The sequence below is a fragment of the Tsuneonella flava genome, from assembly GCF_002870965.1.
Lineage (GTDB): Bacteria > Pseudomonadota > Alphaproteobacteria > Sphingomonadales > Sphingomonadaceae > Tsuneonella > Tsuneonella flava.
Genome location: NZ_PHSO01000006.1, coordinates 164,623 through 187,248, shown reverse-complemented (window position 1 = coordinate 187,248; position 22,626 = coordinate 164,623). Strand labels below are relative to the sequence as shown.

19 protein-coding genes are annotated in these 22,626 nt (G+C 60.3%); 12 read left to right on the top strand and 7 right to left on the bottom strand.

Annotation, left to right across the window (positions count from 1 at the left end):
* Window positions 1-399 precede the first annotated feature (399 nt).
* From prpB to CV013_RS10655, 4 genes are read right to left on the bottom strand one after another with little or no spacing between them, the layout of a single operon-like run.
* Window positions 400-1,317, bottom strand: coding sequence for a methylisocitrate lyase (gene prpB / locus CV013_RS10670; protein ID WP_102155491.1), 918 nt, complete (start codon window positions 1,315-1,317; stop codon window positions 400-402).
* Window positions 1,318-1,327: 10 nt separating this feature from the next.
* Window positions 1,328-2,491, bottom strand: a complete 1,164-nt coding sequence (gene prpC / locus CV013_RS10665; protein WP_102155489.1) for a bifunctional 2-methylcitrate synthase/citrate synthase — start codon at window positions 2,489-2,491, stop codon at window positions 1,328-1,330.
* 11 nt (window positions 2,492-2,502) lie between these two features.
* A complete protein-coding gene (locus tag CV013_RS10660; protein ID WP_102155487.1) occupies window positions 2,503-4,017 on the bottom strand; it encodes an MmgE/PrpD family protein in 1,515 nt (504 codons plus the stop codon).
* Window positions 4,014-4,319, bottom strand: coding sequence for a hypothetical protein (locus CV013_RS10655; protein WP_102155483.1), 306 nt, complete (start codon window positions 4,317-4,319; stop codon window positions 4,014-4,016). Before CV013_RS10655 ends, CV013_RS10660 begins: the two co-directional genes overlap by 4 nt.
* A gap of 229 nt (window positions 4,320-4,548) precedes the next feature.
* Between CV013_RS10655 and CV013_RS10650 the strand changes: the two genes are divergently transcribed.
* Window positions 4,549-5,928 (top strand): short-chain fatty acyl-CoA regulator family protein, encoded by a 1,380-nt coding sequence (locus tag CV013_RS10650; RefSeq protein ID WP_232806597.1) that lies wholly within the window; start codon window positions 4,549-4,551, stop codon window positions 5,926-5,928.
* Between the two features lie 208 nt (window positions 5,929-6,136).
* Here CV013_RS10650 and CV013_RS10645 read toward each other — a convergent pair whose 3' ends face one another.
* Window positions 6,137-6,988, bottom strand: a complete 852-nt coding sequence (locus CV013_RS10645) for a LysR family transcriptional regulator (protein ID WP_102155477.1) — start codon at window positions 6,986-6,988, stop codon at window positions 6,137-6,139.
* A gap of 95 nt (window positions 6,989-7,083) precedes the next feature.
* Here CV013_RS10645 and CV013_RS10640 point away from each other — a divergent pair, with 95 nt between their 5' ends.
* From CV013_RS10640 to CV013_RS10625, 3 genes are all read left to right on the top strand, one after another.
* Window positions 7,084-8,253: an acyl-CoA dehydrogenase family protein gene (locus CV013_RS10640; protein ID WP_102155475.1), complete on the top strand. Its 1,170-nt coding sequence runs from the start codon at window positions 7,084-7,086 to the stop codon at window positions 8,251-8,253.
* Window positions 8,254-8,511: 258 nt separating this feature from the next.
* Window positions 8,512-10,119: a carboxyl transferase domain-containing protein gene (locus CV013_RS10630; protein ID WP_102155945.1), complete on the top strand. Its 1,608-nt coding sequence runs from the start codon at window positions 8,512-8,514 to the stop codon at window positions 10,117-10,119.
* A 5-nt stretch (window positions 10,120-10,124) separates the two neighbouring features.
* Entirely contained in the window at window positions 10,125-12,038 is a 1,914-nt protein-coding gene (locus CV013_RS10625) for an acetyl-CoA carboxylase biotin carboxylase subunit (RefSeq protein ID WP_102155944.1), read from the top strand.
* A gap of 10 nt (window positions 12,039-12,048) precedes the next feature.
* On the opposite strand, the gene ribB is transcribed toward CV013_RS10625, so the two are convergent.
* Complete coding sequence (gene ribB, locus CV013_RS10620; protein ID WP_102155472.1) at window positions 12,049-13,338, bottom strand: 3,4-dihydroxy-2-butanone-4-phosphate synthase; 1,290 nt, start codon at window positions 13,336-13,338, stop codon at window positions 12,049-12,051.
* 89 nt (window positions 13,339-13,427) lie between these two features.
* Window positions 13,428-13,880 (bottom strand): Lrp/AsnC family transcriptional regulator, encoded by a 453-nt coding sequence (locus CV013_RS10615; protein ID WP_102155943.1) that lies wholly within the window; start codon window positions 13,878-13,880, stop codon window positions 13,428-13,430.
* A 124-nt stretch (window positions 13,881-14,004) separates the two neighbouring features.
* Here CV013_RS10615 and CV013_RS10610 point away from each other — a divergent pair, with 124 nt between their 5' ends.
* From CV013_RS10610 to CV013_RS10575, 8 genes are all read left to right on the top strand, one after another.
* Window positions 14,005-15,234 (top strand): thiamine pyrophosphate-dependent enzyme, encoded by a 1,230-nt coding sequence (locus tag CV013_RS10610; RefSeq protein WP_102155471.1) that lies wholly within the window; start codon window positions 14,005-14,007, stop codon window positions 15,232-15,234.
* Between the two features lie 2 nt (window positions 15,235-15,236).
* Complete coding sequence (locus tag CV013_RS10605) at window positions 15,237-16,250, top strand: alpha-ketoacid dehydrogenase subunit beta (protein WP_102155470.1); 1,014 nt, start codon at window positions 15,237-15,239, stop codon at window positions 16,248-16,250.
* 4 nt (window positions 16,251-16,254) lie between these two features.
* Window positions 16,255-17,532, top strand: a complete 1,278-nt coding sequence (locus CV013_RS10600) for a dihydrolipoamide acetyltransferase family protein (RefSeq protein ID WP_102155468.1) — start codon at window positions 16,255-16,257, stop codon at window positions 17,530-17,532.
* A gap of 14 nt (window positions 17,533-17,546) precedes the next feature.
* Window positions 17,547-18,995 (top strand): 3-isopropylmalate dehydratase large subunit, encoded by a 1,449-nt coding sequence (gene leuC / locus CV013_RS10595; protein WP_102155466.1) that lies wholly within the window; start codon window positions 17,547-17,549, stop codon window positions 18,993-18,995.
* The gene (leuD, locus tag CV013_RS10590; RefSeq protein WP_102155464.1) at window positions 18,992-19,570 is read left to right on the top strand and encodes a 3-isopropylmalate dehydratase small subunit; all 579 of its coding nucleotides are present in this window, start codon (window positions 18,992-18,994) and stop codon (window positions 19,568-19,570) included. The genes leuC and leuD overlap by 4 nt, the downstream gene beginning before the upstream one ends.
* A gap of 28 nt (window positions 19,571-19,598) precedes the next feature.
* On the top strand, window positions 19,599-20,642 hold the full coding sequence (gene leuB / locus CV013_RS10585; protein ID WP_102155463.1) for a 3-isopropylmalate dehydrogenase: 1,044 nt from the start codon (window positions 19,599-19,601) through the stop codon (window positions 20,640-20,642).
* Between the two features lie 288 nt (window positions 20,643-20,930).
* A complete protein-coding gene (locus tag CV013_RS10580; protein ID WP_102155942.1) occupies window positions 20,931-21,416 on the top strand; it encodes a flavin reductase family protein in 486 nt (161 codons plus the stop codon).
* 182 nt (window positions 21,417-21,598) lie between these two features.
* Entirely contained in the window at window positions 21,599-22,588 is a 990-nt protein-coding gene (locus tag CV013_RS10575) for an MBL fold metallo-hydrolase (protein WP_102155941.1), read from the top strand.
* Window positions 22,589-22,626 lie beyond the last annotated feature (38 nt).

Sequence of the window (22,626 nt, the reverse complement as noted above, 5' to 3'; positions counted from 1 at the left end):
GTCTGACGGTTACCAGCTAGCCCTATGCCAATTTTGGAGGAGCATAGAGGGTTATGGAGTAGAGATAGTTCTCATTGGTATCCCGCATTTTCCGCCACTGCCCTTTCCCTCATCGTCCGCCGATGGTCAGAAAAGTCCGTCATTTGCGTGGGTTATAAGGTGTTCGGGCTCCATGCCGTCCTTGCTTGTCCATCGGTGTCCGATTGGATTTGTGGGATAAATGCGGGAGAATTTGCAGCCATGGGAGAGCTTTCGGCGACAGAGGTTAAGGCCGCCACGAGGCCCGGCAGGTTCCCTCGCCTGAACATGGCGCGCACCAGGAATGCAGCAGCAGCTTCTTGTGGCCGGCTGGAGGCGTGAGGATATCAGTCATAGGGCGAGCCGGTTTGCGATCTGGCGTCAGCTATCCGGCATCACGGGCACGATTGTCTTTACAATCGAGGCGTCGAGAGCTTCGTAAGCATCAAGGCCGATAGTGTCGTAGAGTTCCTGGCGCGTCTGCATCCGGTCGAGCATCTCACGCGTGCCGCCATGTTCCCGGATCGAGGCATAAAGTTCGGCTTGAGCCTTGTTGGCGACCCGAAGCGAAGACACTGGCCAGATCACCATCTTGTAGCCCATTTCCTCGAATTCTGAGGCAGTGAAGAACGGTGTCTTGCCGAACTCGGTCATGTTGGCGAGAAGTGGTGTATCGGGCAGCGCCGTCTTGAACTTCTCGAACATATCACGACTGGTCAGGCCTTCGGGGAAGATCGCTTCCGCGCCCGACTCGACATAGAGCTTCGCGCGATCCACCGCTGCATCGAAGCCGTCGACGCCGACCGCATCGGTCCGCGCGACGATGACCATTTCGCGCGCGGCCTTGGCAGCGGCGGCGACCTTCGCTGCCATTTCGGTCGGGCTGACCAGGCTCTTGCCGTTCAGATGCCCGCACTTCTTGGGCAGCACCTGGTCTTCCAGATGGACCGCACCCGCGCCAGCATCCTCGAAAGTTCGGACCATGTGCATGACGTTGAGCGCCTCGCCATAGCCGGTGTCGCCGTCCACCAGTAGGGGCAGGCCGCTCGCACGCGCGATCTGGCGGATGAAGAAGGCGACCTCGTCCACCGTAATGATGCCGAGATCGGGCAGCCCCATCGAAGCGGTCATTGCCGCACCGGAGAGATAGAGCCCGTCGAACCCGGCGTTGCCCGCCTGGATGGCCGCCTGCCCGTTATGCGCGCCTGGCAGCTGGTATATACCGGGGCGGTTCAGCGCAGCACGGAATCGCTTGCCGGCGGGCTCGGTCGGAAGGTTGTTGGCTGTTAGGTAAGGCAAATTGATCTCCTCAGGCCGCTTGAGCTTGATCGCGTTGAGCGAGCGGCACGAATGGCAGGTTTTCCGGGCCGATATAATTGGCCGAAGGGCGGATGATCTTGTTGTCTTGCCGCTGTTCGATCACATGCGCTGCCCAGCCGGTGGTGCGCGCGATGACGAAGAGCGGAGTGAACATGACGGTCGGAACGCCCATCAAATTGTAGGAGACGGCCGAGAACCAGTCGAGGTTCGGGAACATGTTCTTGGCGTCCATCATCACGCTCTCGATCCGCTCGGCGACCGCGAACTGGCGCGTCGCGCCTGCTTCGTCGGCAAGCGATTTCGCGACCCGCTTGATCACCACGTTACGCGGGTCGGATACGGTATAGACCGGATGACCGAAGCCGATCACCACTTCCTTGCTCTCCACCCTATGGCGAATATCAGCTTCCGCTTCGTCGGGAGTCGCGTAGCGCTTCTGGATTTCGTAGGCGACCTCGTTCGCACCACCGTGCTTTGGCCCGCGAAGTGCGCCGATTGCTCCGGCTATACACGAATACATATCGCTCTGAGTGCCTGCGATGACCCGGGCCGTAAAGGTGGAGGCGTTGAACTCGTGCTCGGCATAAAGAATGAGCGAAGTGTGCATTGCGCGCACCCAGCTCTCACTTGCCGGTTTTCCATGGAGCAAGTGGAGGAAGTGGCCGCCGATACTCTCGTCATCGGTTTCCACTTCGATCCGCCGACCGTGATGTGCAAAGTGATACCAGTAGAGCAGGATCGAGCCGAGCGAGGCCAGCAGCCGGTCGGCGATGTCCCGCGCATCGGGCGCATTGTGATCGTGCGGCTCAGGCAGCACACAGCCCAGCGCCGAAACGCCCGAGCGCAGCACGTCCATCGGGTGTGCAGCCGCGGGAATGGCTTCGAGCGATTCCTTGACCGATTGCGGCAGCCCACGAAACCCTTTCAGCTTCGATTTATAGGCGGCGAGCTGTGCTGCGGTCGGCAATTCGCCGTGCACTAGCAAGTGCGCGATTTCTTCGAACTCGGCCGTTTCAGCGAAATCGAGGATGTCGTAGCCGCGATAATGCAGATCGTTGCCCGTCCTGCCGACGGTGCAAAGCGCGGTGTTGCCTGCGGTCACACCCGAGAGCGCGACTGATTTTTTGGGCTTGAAGGTGGGTGTGTCGTTCATCGCGGCCTCCCTCAAAAGATGCCTGCCGGAGCGTCGGCCCCGAGCTTCTCGGCGGATACGGTAAAATTGAGCTGCCCGACCTCGTCGGCGGTGAGGTTCGGCAGGCGTTCGACCAGGTCGAGGAAGCGGTTCTGCTCACGCTGCTCGATAATGCCTTCGGCCAGTGTGCGGAACTTCTCGATGTATTGCGTGCGGGAGAATGGGCGTGCACCCAACGGGTGCGCGTCGGCGATCGCCAGTTCGTCCTCGATCACGGTGCCGTCTTCCAGCGTGACGACCACCTGACCGCCGAACGCCTTGTCCTGACCCGGCGCGTGATAGCGCTCGGTCCACCTGGGGTCCTCGACCGTCTCGATCTTGTGCCACAGCTTGACCGTCTCTGGCCGCTGTGCACGTTCGGGGGCATAGCTGTTCACATGGTGCCAGCCGCCGTCTTCCAGTGCGACCGCGAAGATATACATGATCGAATGGTCGAGCGTCTCGCGGCTCGCCTTCGGATCCATCTTCTGCGGATCGTTGGCGCCGGTGCCGATCACGTAATGCGTGTGATGGCTCGTCTTGATCAGGATCGACTTTACCTTCGACAGGTCGCCAATCTTCGGCCCCATACGCCTCGCGAGATCGATCAGCGCCTGGCTCTGATATTCGGCCGAATATTCCTTTGTATAGGTGTCGAGAATCGCGCGCTTGCTCTCGCCCTTCTCGGGCAGCGGGACGTGATACACATGGCCGGAGCCCGAGAGCAGCCAGGCGATGAAGCCGTCCTCGCCCTCCCATGCGGGCGAGGGCGCGCCTTCGCCGCGCATCGCGCGATCCACCGCCTCGATCGCCATCTTGCCTGCAAAGGCTGGTGCATAGGCCTTCCAGGTCGAAATCTCGCCCTTGCGCGACTGGCGCGTGGTGGTGGTGGTGTGCAGTGCCTGCTGGATCGCCTGAAAGGTGATCTCGGTCGAGAGGCCCAGCAGCGTGCCGATGCCCGCCGCCGCGCTCGGGCCAAGATGCGCGATATGGTCGATTTTGTGTTCGTGCAGGCAGACACCCTTCACCAGATCGACCTGGATCTCATAACCCGTCGCGAGCCCGCGGACGAGCGCGGCACCGTCCTTACCCATCGCCTGCGCGACCGCGAGCACCGGCGGGATATTGTCGCCGGGGTGGCTGTAGTCGGCAGCAAGAAAGGTGTCATGGAAGTCGAGTTCGCGCACGGCAACGCTGTTGGCCCATGCGGCCCATTCGGGGCTAACGCGAGTGTCGCTGTCGAGCCCGAAGATTGCGCCGCCCTGGTTGCGGCTGTCGCGACCAATTGGATGCCCCAATGCCTGTGCGCGGGCCGAACGGACCGGGCCGCGTGCCACCGAGGCGGCGGCGACGGCAGCATTATCGATCACGCGATTGCCGATCATCTCGGTCACGTCGTCATCCACCGCTACCGGATCGGTCGCCACCTGAGCGAATTTCCAAGCCAGTTGGTCTTCGCGTGCAAGTGGTTCGGCGGATTTGAAGGTGCGGACGTCATGCGTTTTCATGCGTGGTATTTCCCTGTGGAATGGAGATAGGTGGAGAAGGTGAAGCGGCCCTGTGCGGCCATCCGCTCGCCTTCGGCGTGGCCCGACATTGCGTAGACTCCGATAGTCACATCGGTATCGTTGGCACGAACTGCCCAGGTCTCGAGCCGCAGATCGTCGAGATCGATCGCGGTGAGCAGTTGGACATCGTCGCAGGCGGAAAAGCGTAGAGGCCGACCGAAACTCTTGTCGGCATGCAAGGCCGCAGCTCTCGCCATTTCGGCAAGCAGGCCAAGACCACTGGATTGCGTATTCGCGAGCATGGATTGGATTAAGCCTGACTCAGTTGCAGACCGCATCCCCTGAAAAGGTGGAAAATTGCGAAGCTGGATTTGCAATTCTGCAAATATTGCGAATGTCATCCCCGATGGGCCCTTAATCCCAGTATCCTTGTGGAATTTCGTCCTATCGGATATGCCTTACTCTCTACCGCAGCATGTATTTGCTAATTTTGCGAATAGTGGAGGCTCCATGCGAAAAGCTTTTATGGGAGTGCGATTGAAGAGGCTGCGCGAAGAGCGGCAGATGAAGCAGGTTGAGCTGGCCGCGGCTCTCGAGATTTCGCCTAGCTACCTCAACCAGATCGAACGCAATCAGCGTCCGCTGACTGTGCCGATCCTGCTCAAGCTTAACTCGCTTTTCGACATCGACGTGCAACTCTTCTCCGAGGATGAAGAAGGCCAGCTGATTGCGGAGTTGCGCGACGCTCTTGTCGATGCCTCCGATGAATCCATTTCTTTCGCGGAGATTCGCGAACTTGCCGCCAACATGCCTGCGGTGGGGCGCACGCTCGTCGCACTGCATCGCCGCTACCGTGAGGTGACTGAGCGCGCCGAAGCGATGGCGGGACAGCTCGGGGACGATTGGACCCGCAATGCTCCGGCGAGAATGCCGTTCGAGCAGGTGCGCGATTTCTTCTACGCGCAGCGCAATCATATCGAGCCGTTGGACGCGGCTGCCGAGCAGATTTACCGTGAAGCTGGACTCGGTCCGAGGACGGTTTACCGTGGTCTGGTCGAACGGTTACGTGACACGCACGGTATTGCCATCGCACTTGCCGAAAGCGGAGAGGTTCAGCGACGCTTCGATCCGGCCGGTCTAACGCTATATCTGTCGCCCGAACTGCACCAAGGGCAGCAGGCGTTTCAAATCGCGACCCAGCTTGCCTTTCTCGAACTTGGCGAAATGATTGGCAAAATTGTCGAAAGCGACCTGCTCAAAAGCGAGGAGGCACGGCATCTAGCGCGCGTCGGATTGGCGAATTATTTCGCTGGTGCGCTGATCTTGCCGTACGCTGACTTTCTCACCCAGGCAGAGGAGGAAGCATACGATATCGAGCGACTAAGCCGACATTTCGGGGTGGGATTCGAGACCATTTGTCACCGGCTCTCCACCCTCCAGCGCTCGCAGTCACGCGGCATCCCTTTCTTTTTCGTGCGTGTCGACCGGGCGGGGAACATCTCGAAGCGTCAATCCGCAACCGATTTTCACTTCTCTCGTGTGGGCGGGTCTTGCCCGCTGTGGACCGTGCATCAGGCATTCGATCGGCCGGGCCATATCTTCACGCAGGTTGCACAGATGCCAGATGGCCGGACCTATCTCTGGATCGCCCGCACGGTGGGGCATGGTGGTGCAGGATATGGCCTGCCAGGTAAGTCATTCGCTATTGGACTCGGTTGCGACATCCGTCATGCCGCGCGCCTCGTTTACGCAAAAGGCCTCGATCTCGATGCGGCCAGCGCTACGCCGATTGGTCCCGGTTGCAAGGTGTGTGACCGGGTAGCCTGCCCTCAGCGCGCCTTCCCTGCTATCGGACGACCCGTAAACGTCAATCCCGATTTGCAAACCAGGATTCCCTATCCCATTGCTTGATTGGCATCGCGCCATACGGCGATGGCTGACGCATCCTCAGCCAAAGCCTGAATACGGCAAATTGAATAGGTGGGAGCGGATGTGACTTGTGCTCGCTGGGTGTATTCCTCTTCGTCGACCGCAAACAACGGGGAAGTTAAGAGGATCGCTCTGTCTTTTTCGGAAAGATCGCCCCGGCTCAAACCCGCCTTCAAAAGACAGTTTTGAATCAACCCGGCATCGCAACGGCTGCCATTTCTTTGCTTATCTGAGTTTCATTAAAGTGTGCAGAAAAAATCATGGCTATACTTCGGTTAAAATCGTATCCGCGTACAGAGATGGGTGTGGTTTTTAGCACTTGCAGCGACAATGGCGCGGTCGTAATCCCGACGCCAACAGCCACTAATTTCATACACCAATCGTCGTTTTCGCTCCTCATAGCGAATTTGGGGCGAACCCCGTGTCTGGTAAAAAACTGACTGGTCTCCCTGAGGATTTCGCAACTTCGCCGAGCGATCATTATTTCTCCGGCGAGGTTTTCGGGATCGACCTCTGTCCTTCCCGCTAGAGGGTGATCATCGGAGACGAACATTCTGTAAGGTTCGCGAATAATCGATATCATCCTGTTTTCGTCATCTGTTTCTCGTTTTATAGTAACGATAGCATCGAGCCGACCTTTGTTTGCCATGCTACGCAATTCTGCATCTGAGCCTTCAGTTATCTCGATCGAAAAGCGCGATGAAAGTGGTCGTACCAGTTCCTCCACCATCGCGCTGCTGAGCGTCTTTAGCAGTCCGAGGCGAATATCGGGCCATTGTTCGGGTACTATTCCGCTAAACCGATCTGCCTTTTTGAAGTTCTGATCGATTTCGCGCGCAATTGCCAAAAAGCGCTGGCCAGCGTCAGACAGCTTCACGCGGCGTTTGCTGCGTAGAAACAACTTTGTTCCGAGTATGCGCTCAAGATCCGCAATGCCTGCCGAAAGGGTGGGCTGCGTTACATGGATGCGGCTTGCACCAAGGGTGAACGATTCTGCTTCAACCAGTGCCAAGAATTGCCGAATATGCGATCTTTTAATCATAGATTTTATCTATATAACATCTCGTAACATATCAATTTCAAATTCCATGCGCGATTGTTTAGACCATTTGAAACTCTCAAAGGGATGCTCTGAAAATGCGCGCGACCCCCCAGCTCGATTTCCAGCTCGGCGAAAGTGCCGAGATGATCCGCGAGGCTACGGCCCGCTTTGCCGACGAACAGATTGCCCCGCTCGCCGAAAAGATCGATCGCGAAGACTGGTTTCCGCGCGACGAGCTCTGGAAACAGATGGGCGAACTCGGTTTGCATGGCATTACCGTATCCCAGGAAGACGGCGGCTTGGGCCTCGGCTACCTGGAACATGTCATCGCCGTGGAAGAAGTGAGCCGCGCCAGTGCCTCGCTCGGCCTTTCTTATGGTGCCCATTCCAATCTTTGCGTCAACCAGATCCGGCGGTGGGGTAACGAGGAGCAGAAGGCCAAATATCTTCCGGGGCTGATCAGTGGCGAACACGTCGGCTCGCTCGCTATGTCCGAAGTGAGCGCAGGCTCCGACGTCGTCTCGATGAAGCTGAAGGCGGAGGCGGTCGATGGCGGCTACGTTCTCAATGGCACCAAGTTCTGGATTACCAACGCGCCCTATGCGGATACGCTGGTCGTGTACGCCAAGACCGACAGCGAGGCCGGATCGCGCGGTATTACTGCTTTCCTGATCGAGAAGGGCGACGAAGGCTTCTCCATCGGTCAGAAGATCGAGAAGGTCGGCATGCGCGGTTCGCCGACGAGCGAGCTGGTGTTCGACGACTGCCGTATCCCAGGGGACCGCGTGATGGGCCCGGTCGGTGGCGGCGTGGGCGTGTTGATGAGCGGGCTCGATTACGAGCGCGTGGTGCTCTCCGGCATCCAGCTGGGTATCATGCAGGCGTGCCTCGACACGGTGATCCCCTATCTTCGCGAGCGCACCCAGTTCGGTAAACCCATCGGTAGCTTCCAGCTTATGCAGGCGAAGGTAGCGGACATGTATGTCGCGCTGCAATCGGCCCGCGCTTACACCTATGCGGTGGCCAAGGCCTGCGATGCGGGCCAGACCACGCGCTTTGATGCAGCCGGCGCGATCCTGCTGTCCTCGGAGAACGCCTTCCGGGTTGCGGCGGAAAGCGTGCAGGCGCTGGGCGGGGCAGGCTACACGCTCGACTGGCCGGTGGAACGCTATATGCGCGATGCCAAGCTGCTCGACATTGGTGCGGGGACCAACGAAATCCGTCGGATGCTGATCGGTCGTGAACTGATCGTGGCGGCGGGATGAGTGACGATCGAAAACCTTACTTTCGGTTCAATCCATTCAAATGACCTGTGTCGGCAGGCGTCCCGCTGGCTTTCCTTCTTTACGGCGAAGAGGAATCGAGTCTCTGGAAGAATCCGAAAGTGCGCGCTGAAATCGACAGGGAATATGGAGATTGGCCCTGGGACGGTAAGAAGCCAGGTTCGTACGTATTGTTGTTTAGGCAACTCGACAGTGATGAATATCGCGTCGTGATTGACCCCGATTGAGGCTGTTTCGCAAATGACCGCACCAACGCTCACCTCGAAGCTCGACCGCGAAGCGCCTGATGCGAAGGCGCGGTTCGAGCATAACAAGGCGCTGGCCGGCGAGCTGCGCGAGAAGGTCGCCGAAGCGGCGCTTGGCGGGAGCGAGAAGCACCGTGAGCGGCATGTCTCGCGCGGGAAGCTGTTGCCGCGTGAGCGGGTCGAGCGGCTGCTCGATCCCGGCTCGCCGTTCCTTGAAGTCGGGCAGTTGGCGGCCCACGGCATGTACGAGGGCGACGTCAACGGCGCCTCGATGATCTGCGGCGTCGGACGCGTCAACGGGCGGCAGGTGATGATCGTGTGCAACGATCCGACCGTGAAGGGTGGCTCCTACTACCCGATGACGGTTAAGAAGCACCTGCGCGCGCAGGAAATCGCGCAGGAAAACCGCCTGCCATGCATCTATCTGGTCGATAGCGGCGGGGCGAACCTGCCGTATCAGGCCGAAGTCTTTCCGGACAAGGAGCATTTCGGGCGCATCTTCTTCAATCAGGCGCAGATGAGCAGCCTTGGCATTCCGCAGATCGCCTGCGTAATGGGCAGCTGCACCGCAGGCGGAGCCTATGTGCCCGCGATGAGCGACGAGAGCGTTATCGTACGTAATCAGGGTACGATTTTTCTCGCCGGTCCGCCGCTGGTAAAGGCCGCGACGGGTGAGGAGATCAGCGCCGAGGACTTGGGTGGCGGCGATCTCCACGCGAAGAAGTCCGGCGTGGTCGATCACTTGGCGGAGAACGACGAGCACGCGCTGACCATCGTGCGCGATATCGTCAGCCATCTCGGCGCAAACACCGACGCGGCCACCAACATAAAGCTGCAAGACCCGCGCCCGCCGAAATTCGACGCGGAAGACCTCTACGCGCTGATCCCCGAGGATGTCCGCGCGCCTTACGACGTGCACGAGGTGATCGCGCGGCTGGTCGACGGCAGCGAATTCCATGAGTTCAAGAAGGACTATGGCTCCACGCTGGTCTGTGGCTTCGCGCATATCTGGGGGATGCCGGTCGCGGTACTCGCGAACAACGGCGTTCTGTTCTCCGAAAGTGCAGTGAAAGGCGCGCACTTCATCGAGCTAGCCTGCCAGCGGCGCATCCCGCTGCTGTTCCTCCAGAACATCTCCGGCTTCATGGTCGGCGGGAAGTACGAGGCGGAAGGCATCGCCAAGCATGGCGCGAAGCTGGTGACGGCGGTCGCTACTGCAACGGTGCCCAAGGTCACGATCCTGATCGGCGGCAGCTTCGGCGCAGGCAATTACGGCATGGCCGGCCGCGCCTATTCGCCCCGCTTCCTGTTCAGCTGGCCCAATGCCCGCATCAGCGTGATGGGCGGCGAACAGGCGGCATCGGTTCTTGCCACCGTGCACCGCGATGCCGACAGCTGGACGGCGGAGCAGGCGGAAGAATTCAAGGCCCCGATCCGGCAAAAATATGAAGACGAAGGCAATCCCTATTACGCCACCGCACGCCTCTGGGATGACGGCGTCATCGACCCAGCGCAAACCCGCGACGTGCTGGGGTTGGCCTTCGCCGCAACGCTCGAAGCGCCGATAGAGGATCGCCCGAAATTCGGCGTGTTCAGGATGTAATGCCCATGATCCAGAAGCTCTTGATCGCCAATCGCGGCGAAATCGCCTGCCGCATCATCCGCACCGCGCGCGAGATGGGGATCGCCACCGTCGCGGTCTATTCCGATGCCGATGCTAAGGCGCTGCATGTGCGCCAGGCTGACGAGGCGGTTCACATCGGTCCTTCGTCTGCTGTCGAAAGCTATCTCGTGGGCGAAAAGATTATTGCCGCCGCGACGCAGACGGGCGCAGAGGCGATCCATCCGGGCTACGGCTTCCTTAGCGAAAATGCAGGCTTTGCACAGGCAGTCATCGATGCCGGCCTGGTCTGGGTCGGCCCGAAGCCTTCTTCCATCGAAGCGATGGGGCTGAAGGATGCCGCAAAGAAGCTGATGCGTGCAGCAGGCGTGCCGGTTACGCCGGGCTACGAGGGTGAGGATCAGTCGGTGGAACGCCTCAGGCAGGAAGCCGATGCCATCGGCTACCCCGTACTGATCAAGGCCGTTGCCGGCGGTGGCGGGAAGGGGATGCGTAAGGTCGATGCCGCAGCGGATTTCGAAGCCGCGCTGGAAAGCTGCCGCCGCGAAGCCAAGGCCAGCTTCTCCAATGACGAAGTGTTGTTGGAAAAATGGATCACCTCGCCTCGCCATATCGAGGTGCAGGTGTTCGGTGACAGCCACGGCAATGTCGTCCACCTGTTCGAACGCGACTGTTCCTTGCAGCGCCGCCACCAGAAGGTGATCGAGGAAGCGCCCGCGCCGGGCATGGATGAGGCGACGCGCGAAGAAATCTGCGCCGCCGCCGTGCGCGCCGCCAAGGCGGTGAATTACGAGGGCGCGGGCACGATCGAGTTCATCGCTGACGCCAGCGAAGGCCTGCGCGCCGACCGCATTTTCTTTATGGAAATGAACACCCGCCTGCAGGTCGAACATCCGGTGACCGAGGAGATAACCGGGGTCGATCTGGTCGAATGGCAGCTGCGCGTTGCGAGCGGCGAAGAACTGCCGATGCGGCAGGACGAGCTCGCGATCCAGGGCTGGGCGATCGAAGCACGGCTCTATGCGGAGGATCCGGCGACGGGATTCCTGCCCTCGACCGGCAGGATCGGGTCGATGGCTTTTCCCGGCGAGATCGGCGGGCGGAGGATCGAAACCGGGGTCGAGGAGGGCGACACCATCTCGCCCTTCTATGACCCGATGATCGCCAAGCTGATCAACCATGGCGACGACCGCGCCGCGGCAATCGAAGGACTGATGGAACTGATCGAGAAGACGTATGTCTGGCCGGTCAAGACCAATGGCGGCTTCCTGTTCAAGTGCCTCGAGAGTGCGCGCTTCCAGTTGGGCGACGTTGCGACCGGCTTCATCGCCGAGGCGGGCGATGAACTGATTCCTCCCGCGATGCCGTCCGATGCGCTGTGGCAGGAAGCGGCGCCGAAGGTGTTCGCCGAAGCGCGCTGGCGCCTGGAGATGGGCGGGGAAGCCCCGGCCGCATGGCGCGAGCTGGGCGGCTTCCGCCTCAACTCGTCGCCCCGCCGCCGCGAGATCGAGCTGCGCTCGGGGGGCGAGACGCGGCGCGTTCCGATCGAAAAAGAACGCTATCCGCTGCTGGCGCAGGAGCGGCTCGAGGACGGCACGGTGCTCATCATGTTCGGCGGCCGGGTCTACGGATTCAGTCTCGCGCGGCATGATGCCGCCGCGGGCGGCGCCGCGGGCGACGGCGCGATCCTTGCGCCGATGCCGGGCAAGGTCATCGCGGTCGATGTGGCCGAGGGTGACAGCGTCACCGCAGGGCAGCGGCTGATGGTGCTCGAAGCGATGAAGATGGAGCACGCGCTCACCGCTCCGTTCGACGGGACCGTGACCGACCTGGCCGCCAGCGAAGGAGGGCAGGTGCAGGTCGATGCGGTGCTGTGCGTGGTGGAGCCTGTCGCGGAATAACGCTCGTGCGCTAGCCGGTAATCTCTCGCTGGCCGACGATCGACAGATCGTAGCCATCGAGCCCGACGAGCGAGTGCTGGCTGTTGGTCAGCAGGATCATGTCATGCACCCCGAGTTCGGCCAGGATTTGCGCGCCGACGCCGTAGTCGCGTTGTTCGGGCGGAATTTTCGGGTCGCTCTGGTCCTCCGGTTTCCGCATGGCGAAGCCGAGGCTGACATAGTCCTGCGTCGGGCGGCTGATCAGCACCACCACACCGGCACCTTCCTCGCCAATCAGGCGCATTGACTGTTCAAGCAGGCAGCCGCGCTCGCCTTCTTCGGCGAAGATGTCCGAGAACAGCGACAGGGAATGCATGCGCACCAGTGTCGGCTTGGCCGGATCGATGCGGCCTTTTACCAGCGCCGCGCTCTCTGCCTTGGTAGCGCGGTTGTAGAAGCTGTAGGCCGTCCAGTCGCCGCCCCAGCGGCTTTTGAAGCTGGTTTCGCTGCGCTTCTCGACCAGATGATCGTGCTTGCGGCGATAGGCGATCAAGTCGCGGATGGTGCCAATCTTCAGATTGTGAACGCGGGCAAAGTCGATCAAATCTCCGAGCCGGGCCATCGATCCATCATCTTTCATTATCTCGCAGATAACGCCGGAGGGATTGAGGCCCGCCAGGCGGGAAATATCGACCGAAGCCTCGGTGTGACCCGCACGGACTAAAACGCCGCCGTCGCGCGCGATCAGTGGAAAGACGTGTCCCGGCGTGGCGATATCTTGGCTGTCACATGAATTGTCGATGGCGACAGAGATCGTCCGGGCGCGATCCGCGGCGCTGATTCCGGTGGTTACACCCTCGCGAGCCTCGATAGAGGTGGTGAAGGCAGTCTCGTGACGAGTGCGGTTGTCGCGGCTCATCATATCGAGGCCCAGCGTCGCCACGCGATCCGCCGTAAGCGACAAACAGATGAGGCCGCGACCGTGGGTCGCCATGAAATTGATCGCGTCTGGAGTGGCCATCTGTGCCGGGATAATGAGATCGCCTTCATTTTCGCGGTCCTCGTCGTCGACCAGGATGTACATTCGCCCATTACGCGCTTCGTCGATGATCTCCTCAATCGAGACAAGCACGGGCTTTTCATCGTTCGCCGCAAGAAAGCGTTCGAGCTTAGCCAAGGTATCCGGACACGGGTTCCATTGAGGCTCAGCACAGTCGCGCAGTGTGCTGGAATCCAGCCCGGCAGCGCGGGCTAACCCTGACAGGGAGAATTTGCCTTCGACGATAGTCGAGCGAACCTTGTTGATTATATTGGATTTCATCTGCCATCTCTCCCCAAAAATTGATTGGTATGTTAATTATATAATGGCATTTACAGATACGTCCTAGCTGAGTCCACTCATGCAGCGGTTCAGACCGGAAGCACCGTCGTCATCTTGATCGTTTTCAGCGCAAAGCTTGAGTTAATCGAGCTAACACCCGGGAGGTGAAGCAGTACTTTCTTGAGGAAGCGCTCATAATCCTCGACGCTCTTGGCGACGACGCGGAGAACATAGTCGCTCGACCCGCTCATCGAAAAGCCTTCGATGATCTCCGGATGGATGTGGATTGCCTGTTCCAATGCATCGAGAGTTTCCTCATCGTGCTGCTTTAACTGCAAATTTGCGAACACGTTGATAACGAGGCCAAGCCTCTTGGGATCTAACAGAACAGCACGGCCTGAGATGATCCCCGTCTCCTCAAGCTTCTTAAGGCGGCGCCAGCAGGGCGTGTGCGAGAGGCCCGCCTTTTCAGCGAGCTCTGCAATCGCGAGATCGGGATGAGCCTGCGCTGCACGCAGAATTCGTCGGTCCGTCTCGTCCATCTGTGAATTCATCCTCAAAAATCGCATTTATCGAAATTATCATCCTAGTGAATTCATGACTTCAAGGAAATAGGAAAATTCTCTCCTCCAGCTCATCGGGTAGTCACGGTTTGGAGGAGAGACGATGTCAAACCGTGCTAAGCTGAGTCTGTATGTGCCGGAACCCAACGCGCGGCCGGGCGAGCAACCCAGTTTCGATCATCTCGAGATACCGGCTGCTGGCGCGGTGCGGTGCCCCGATATTGGAGCGCCGGAGCACGAATTGCGCGATCTGCCCTACACGTTGATCCGGGTGCTCGACGAACAGGATGCCGCCGTCGGGCCGTGGAATCCGAAGCTATCGACGGACAGAATGATCAAGGGGCTGCGCGCGATGATGCTGACGCGGGCATTCGACGACCGTCTGTTTCGCGCGCACCGTCAGGGTAAGACCAGCTTTTACATGAAGTCCACCGGCGAAGAGGCGATCGGGGCCGCGCAGTCGCTGGCGCTCGACCAGGGCGACATGAGCTTTCCCACCTATCGCGTTCTAAGCTGGCTGATGGCGCGAGACTATCCGCTGACCGATCTGGTGAACCAGATTTTCAACAATGCCAAAGACCCGTTGCAGGGCAGGCAACTGCCGATCCTCTATTCGGCGCGTGACTACGGTTTTTATTCGCTGTCGGGCAATGTTGGCAGCCGGTTCGGCCATGCAGTGGGTTGGGCGATGGCGTCCGCCTATTCGGAAGACGATAAGATCGCGCTGGCTTATATCGGCGAGGGGACCACGGCCGAAGGCGACTTCCATGAGGCGCTGACCTTTGCCTCTGTCTATCACGCGCCTGTCGTGCTTTGCGTGACCAACAATCAATGGGCGATCTCCTCCTTCGCCGGCATTGCCGGTGCCGAAGAGACGACCTTCGCGGCGAAGGCGATCGGCTACGGAATTCCGGGGCTGCGGGTGGATGGCAACGATTTCCTCGCCGTCTGGGCCGCAACGCAATGGGCGGCGGAACGCGCGCGCAGCAACCGTGGTGCGACGTTGATCGAGTTGTTCACCTATCGCGCTGAGGGGCACTCTACTTCCGACGATCCGACCAAGTACCGCCCAGCTGACGAAGCCTCCACATGGCCGCTGGGCGATCCGGTCGAGCGGCTGAAGCGCCACCTGATTGCGACTGGCGTGTGGGATGAGGAGAAGCACGCTTCGCTGGCGTCCGAACTCGACATCGCCGTGCGGGCTGCTGTGAAGGAGGCTGAGAAGATCGGTACTCTGGGTAAATCCAAACCGCCAATCGAACAGATGTTCGAGGACGTTTTCGAGGAACATGACTGGCGGCTGGTCGAACAATTACGCGAAGTGAGGGACTGATCATGGCGGCGATGAACATGATCCAGTCGATCAATTCGGCGCTCGACGTGATGCTTGCGCGCGACCCCAAGGTGCTGATCTTCGGTGAAGATGTCGGCTATTTCGGCGGCGTGTTCCGGGCAACCGACAAGCTGCAGGAGAAACACGGCCTCAAGCGCTGTTTCGACGCGCCGATATCGGAAGGCGGCATCATCGCGACTGCTATTGGCATGGGGGCTTATGGCTTGCGCCCGGTGCCCGAAATCCAGTTCGCCGATTATATCCTGCCCGCGTTCGATCAGCTTGTCTCAGAAGCTGCGCGATTGCGCTATCGGTCCGGGGGCGAGTTCTGGGCGCCGATCACGGTGCGATCGCCTTATGGCGGCGGTATTTTCGGCGGGCAGACCCACAGCCAGAGCCCCGAGGCGATATTTGCACATATCACGGGGCTAAAGACGGTCATTCCGTCCAATCCCTATGATGCCAAGGGATTGTTGATCGCATCGATCGAATGCAACGATCCAGTGATCTTTCTCGAACCCAAGCGACTCTACAACGGGCCGTTCGATGGCCGCCACGACCAGGAGGTAAAATCCTGGGCCGGGCATGAGCACGCCGAGGTGCCTGAGGGACACTACACGGTGCCTTTGGGCAAGGCCGCAGTGGTTCGCGAAGGTGAGGCGGCCACGGTGCTCGCATACGGCACCATGGTCCATGTCGCGCTAGCGGGGATCGAGGACAGTGGCATCGACGCCGAACTGATCGATCTGCGCTCCATCGTGCCGCTCGACATCGATACGATCATCGAGTCCGTGAAGAAAACCGGACGCTGCGTAATTCTCCACGAGGCGTCTCGCTATGGCGGCTTTGGCGGTGAGCTATCCGCTCTTGTGCAGGAGCGCTGCTTCTACTGGCTTGAAGCGCCTGTGGAGCGGGTGGCGGGTTGGGACACGCCTTATCCCCATGCTTTCGAATGGGACTATTTTCCGGGACCAAAGCGCCTCGTCAATGCGCTCAACAAAGTAATGCAGGATTGATCCCATGGCGAATTTCACCTTCAACCTGCCCGACATCGGCGAAGGCATTGCCGAGGCGGAAATCGTCGCTTGGCACGTAGCGGTCGGCGACACTGTTGAGGAAGATCAGCAGATCGCCGACATGATGACCGACAAGGCGACGGTCGAAATGGAAAGTCCGGTTGCGGGAAAGATCATCGAGATCGCTGGCAACGTCGGAGACACGATTGCAATCGGTTCGATGCTCGTGACGATCGAGCTCGAAGGCGAAATCCCTGATGAAATGGGCGAACAGAGCGCCAAAGCCGTTGAAGCGGAAACAGTTGCTGGGTTGCAGGACGACAAGGTCGGGAAGCCAATCGAGCTCGAAAACCCGGACGCAGGCAAATTGCTCAGTACCGATTCCGAGCCGACGCCCGAGCCAGAACCAGTGGTGGAAGCCGTGCGAGGCGATGTCCTCGCTTCCCCCGCAGTGCGCCAGCGCGCGAAGAACCTCGGCATCGACCTTGCCGATGTGAAGGGCCGCGATGGCCGCGTCCGCCATGCCGACCTCGACGCTTTCCTCAGCTACAATGCCAGCGGCGGCTATCTCCCTGCCGGTGGCAAGCGCCAGGACGAACAGGTGAAGGTGGTGGGCATGCGCCGCCGCATCGCCGAGAGCATGGCGGCGTCGAAGCGCGCCATCCCGCATTTCACTTATGTCGACGAGATCGACGTCACCAGGCTGGAGGAACTGCGCGCCGATCTTAACGCGACGCGCGGGGCCAAGCCCAAGCTCACTATGCTGCCGCTGCTGATCGCCGCGATCTGCAAGACGCTGCCTGACTTCCCGATGATCAACGCCCGCTATGATGACGAGGCGGGGATCGTCACCCGTTCTGGCGCGGTCCATCTTGGCATGGCGACCCAGACCGATGCCGGGCTGATGGTGCCGGTGATCCGCAACGCTGAGGGCCGCAATATATGGCAGTTGGCGAGCGAGATCGTGCGCCTTGCTGAAGCGGCGCGCAGCGGCAAGGCGTCCTCGCAGGAACTGTCAGGCTCGACGCTGACGCTCACTTCACTCGGCCCGATGGGCGGCATTGCCTCTACCCCGGTTATCAACCGCCCTGAGGTGGCGATCATTGCTCCAAACAAGGTGGTTGAACGTCCAGTGTTCCGCGACGGGAAAGTCGCCGCCGCCAAGCTGATGAACCTGTCGATCAGCTGTGACCATCGCGTCGTCGATGGTTGGGATGCCGCGAGTTATGTGCAGGCTCTCAGGCGTCTGCTTGAAACGCCTGCGTTGCTGTTCGCAGAATGATTGGATTACAGCCTATGACCAGCAAGCCCCGCACCCTGTACGAGAAGATCTGGGACGCGCATGTCGTCGATCGGCGCGACGATGGCACCTGCCTGATCTATATCGACCGGCATCTCATCCATGAGGTTACCAGCGCGCAGGCCTTTGAGGCGTTGCGCCTCGCCGGTCGCAAGCTGCGCCGGCCTGACCTGATGCTGGCGGTGCCCGATCACAACTTGCCGACCACGGCGCGAGTGGATGCGGACGGCAAGCGCATCCCGATCGCGGATGCCGCATCGGCCACCCAACTGGCCACGCTGGAAAAGAACGCGCCCGAGTTCGGCGTGCGTTACATCGATGCAGTCGCGGCGGAGCAGGGAATCGTTCATGTCGTCGGGCCGGAGCAGGGCTTTTCGTTGCCCGGCACCACGATTGTCTGCGGCGACAGCCACACCTCCTGCCATGGCGGACTGGGCGCGCTGGCCTTCGGTATCGGCACATCCGAAATCGAGCATGTCATGGCCACTCAGACGCTGTTGCTGACGCCGTCGAAGACGATGGAAGTGCGCGTCGAGGGGCAGCTGGGGCCGGGCGTCACGCCCAAGGACGTGATCATGCACGTCATCGGCGTGATCGGAACGGCAGGCGGCACCGGCCATGTGATCGAATATACCGGCAATGTCTTCCGCGAGATGTCGATCGAGGGGCGACTGACCGTTTCCAATATGTCGATCGAGGCCGGTGCGCGCGCCGGTCTGGTGGCACCCGACGAGAAAACCTACGCCTATATCAAGGGCCGCCCGATGGCCCCGACGGGCGAGGACTGGAACAAGGCGCTGGCATGGTGGAAAACGCTGCCGACCGACGCGGGCGCGAGCTACGACAAGGTCGTCGTGATCGATGCCGCCGACATCGCGCCGTCGCTGACCTGGGGCACCAGCCCCGAGGACGTGCTGCCGATCACCGGCGTGGTGCCCGATCCGGCAAACTTTGCCGATCCGTCCAAGCGGGCCGCTGCGCAGAAGTCGCTCGAATACATGGGTCTGACCCCCGGCACACGGATGGAGGACATACCGGTCGAGAATATCTTCATCGGAAGCTGCACCAACAGCCGGATCGAGGATCTGCGCGCCGCTGCGGAGGTGGTGAAGGGCCGCAAGATCGCCGGCAATGTGCGTCAGGCGCTGATCGTACCGGGCTCCGGCCTCGTGAAGCGTCAGGCTGAGGAAGAGGGGCTCGACCGTATCTTTATCGACGCAGGCTTCGAATGGCGCGAGCCGGGCTGTTCGATGTGCCTCGCGATGAACCCAGACAAGGTGCCGCCGGGCGAACGCTGCGCCTCCACTTCCAACCGCAACTTCGTCGGAAGGCAGGGGCCGGGCTCGCGCACCCATCTGGTCAGCCCGGCGATGGCTGCCGCTGCGGCGGTGACCGGCCATCTGGCGGACGTCCGCAAACTCGAACCGCTGGGAGCAGACGCATGAACCCGATCCACGTTGTAGAAGGCAGGGCGATCCCGCTGGGCATGAAGAATGTCGACACCGATGTGATCATTCCGGCGCAATATCTGAAGACGATCACCCGCAAGGGACTGGGCGAGGGCGCATTCGAAACGATCCGCGCGCAACCCGGCAACATCTTCGACGATCCCGAATATGCCGGCGCCAATATCCTGATCGCAGGCGATAACTTTGGGTGCGGATCGAGCCGCGAGCATGCTGCCTGGGCGTTGCTCGATATGGGGATCAAAGCGATCATCGCGCCGAGTTTTTCCGACATCTTTTCGGGCAATGCCTTCAAGAACGGCATTTTGACGGTGGTCCTGCCACAGGAGGTGGTAGACCGTCTGCTGGAGGTCGCGCAGACCGATCCGATCATCATCGACCTTGAGAGTCAGGCGGTGACGACGCCATTCCAGGACCGCTTCACCTTCGAAATCGACCCCTTCCGCAAGCACTGCTTGCTCAATGGGCTCGACGAGGTCGGCATGACTTTGGAGCAGGATGCGGAGATTGCCGCTTTCGAAACGAAAATGGCCATGGATCGCCCCTGGCTTTGAACAATCCGACACAGAAGAGGAAAACGAGATGTTGATTGCCTTGCTGCCCGGAGACGGCATCGGCCCCGAAGTCATTGCCGAGGCGGTTCGCGTGCTCGACAAGGTCGTCGGCGACACGCTGAGCTATGAGACTGCTGATGTCGGTGGCGCGGCCTACAAGAGTGCCGGGCACCCGCTGCCGCCCGCAACGCTCGACATTGCGAAGCGCGCCGACGCGATTCTGTTCGGCGCGGTCGGTGATCCTGAGTGCGATGGGCTGGAGCGGCATCTGCGTCCGGAACAGGCGATCCTGGGTCTTCGCAAGGAACTGACCCTGTTCGCCAATCTGCGCCCGGCCACGCTGTTCAAGGAACTGGCCGACGCTTCGGCGCTGCGGCCAGAAGTGGCGCAGGCGATCGACATGGTGATCGTCCGCGAACTCAATGGCGATGTTTATTTCGGCGAAAAGGCCATGCGTAAGACCGCCTCGGGCCGCCGCGAAGGCTATGACATCATGTCCTATGACGAGGACGAGGTGTCCCGCATTGCGCGCGTCGGTTTCGAGACGGCGCGTGCGCGAAAGGGCAAGCTGTGTTCGGTCGACAAGGCCAATGTGCTCGAAACCTCGCAGCTTTGGCGCGATGTCGTGATCGAGGTTTCGGCAGAGTTCCCCGATGTCGAGCTTAGCCACATGTATGTTGACAATGCCGCGATGCAGCTGGTGCGCAATCCCGGCCAGTTCGACGTAATCGTTACTGGCAACCTGTTCGGCGATATCCTGTCCGATTTGGCGTCGATGTGTGCCGGTTCGATCGGCATGCTACCCTCCGCTTCACTCGATGCAAATCAGAAGGGTCTTTACGAGCCGATCCACGGCTCCGCGCCCGATATCGCAGGTCAGGGCAAGGCAAACCCGCTTGCCACGATCCTGTCTGCCGCGATGATGCTGCGCTATTCGCTCGGCATGGGTGCGGAGGCCGACCGGATCGATGCGGCAGTGGCGAAGGCGCTGGAGAGTGGTGCCCGCACGCCGGACCTCGGCGGCACGCTGACGACGGCGCAGATGGGTGACGCGGTGCTGGCCGCCATCTGACGGGCAAGCACGAAAGGATACCTCACGGTTGCCCTTCGAAGGCTGAAACTGTCCTCCGGCCAGACTCCGGGAATTGACCGAGCGCAACTAACTTGATATTTATCACCCGTATAAAATATGATTCCGGTGAGAGATGCTCTGCGTTGGGGACTGCGGCGAAGCCATGTCCCGACTGCAGATTAGGCGGAGAAGGTAATGTCGAACAAGCTGGCAGCAGTACGATCCTCGGATACGCCGGAGGGCGACGAGGAGTGTCAGGATACCGCTCACTCCGATCACGCCCTGGCCATGATCGACCCTCGCAAGTTTCGCGACGTCCTTTCGGCCTATCCGACCGGGGTCTGCGTGATAGCGGCGCAAGGCACGGACGGGCGCAAGCATGCCATGGTCGTGGGTACGTTTTCCTCGATTTCCCTCGATCCGCCGCTGGTTGGCTTCTGCGCGGCGAAAAAGTCGTCGAGCTGGCAGGGAATCGCCAAAGTGGGGCGCTTCTGCGTCAGCGTGCTGGGTCACGAACAGCTGGAATACTGCAAGCGCTTCGCGGCGAGTTCTCCCGACAAGTTTGCCGGGCTGAGCCACCGTTCGAGCCCCGGCGGGCAGCCCATCCTCGATGATGTTCTGGCCTGGATCGATTGCGAGACGGAAGTGGTCCATGAAGTCGGCGATCACGTGCTCGTGGTGGGGAAGGTTGAACAGCTCGAGAAAGAGCATGACACTTTGCCGTTGCTGTTCTTCGGCGGGAAATATCACAAGATCGAGGGTATAAACAAATAAGTAGATCGGGGCGCAGAACCCGCGCTCTGAATGGCGGATAAAATAGGACCGCTATTAAATACGGCGCCGCCGAAAAAACAAGTTCTATAGAATTCCAGGAGTAGAGGATGAACCGAATGCCCAAGATCGGGAATGGTATCAAACGTGCGCCATTGCATGCTGGAGGCACTCTTCTTGCCGCTATGGCTATTGCATGCCTTCCAGCCCCGGCTGCGTTTGCTTCCAGTGGAGACACAACCGCAGAAGAAAGCGCCGTTTCAACCACCGAGGCGACGCGCATCATTACCTTGGGGACTGTGGCGGGGCCCATCGCTCTCGTGAAGCGATCGGGGTCTGCCAATGTCTTGCAGGTGGGCTCGCGTATCTATCTGATCGACGCCGGGCCGGGTGTGTCGCACCAGTTGGCGATGGCCGGTGTTCAGCCCGCGCAGATCGATCGCATCTTTTTGACCCACCTGCATTTCGACCATGTCGCCGGACTTGCTCCGCTTCTGGGCTATGCCTGGATCGCGCGCACCGGGAAGCCGATTGAGATCTACGGTCCTCCCGCGACCAGCACTTTCGTGAGCGATGCGGAGAAATATCTGTCGATCCCCGAGGGAATATACACGGCCCAGATTCCCCCGTCTCCGACGATTGCCGATCTGGTGAAGCCGCATGACGTTGATGTCACCGGACCGAGCGTGATCTACGAAGACGACAAGGTGCGCGTGACCGCAGTCGAGAATACGCATTACAGCGCTATGCCCGATGGTCGTCGGCCGCTGGGCGCGGCTCGGTCCTACTCCTATCGTTTCGATACCCCTGATCGTTCGGTCGTCTTTACCGGCGACACGGGCCCGTCGGATGCCGTCGTGGAACTCGCAAAGGGCGCGGATGTGCTGGTGAGTGAGGTGCTCGACCTAGAGGGCGTGATCGCGCTAATGAAAAAGACAGCATTTGCAGGGGCCACGGACGCTGAACTTAAGCCTACGATCGACCACCAACGTGAAGAACATCTGACCCCCACCGAAGTGGGGCGCCTTGCTGCACGAGCCGGGGTGAAGATGGTCGTCCTCACCCATGTCGGGCCGGGTTCCGACAATGAAACCGACATGCGCCAGTATACGCAGGGTGTACGCGACGTGTTCGACGGTGTCGTGGTGATCGCGCGGGATGGCAGCGAATTCTGAGATGCTGCTTGGGGGATGGCCTTTCGCCTACTGGTGGA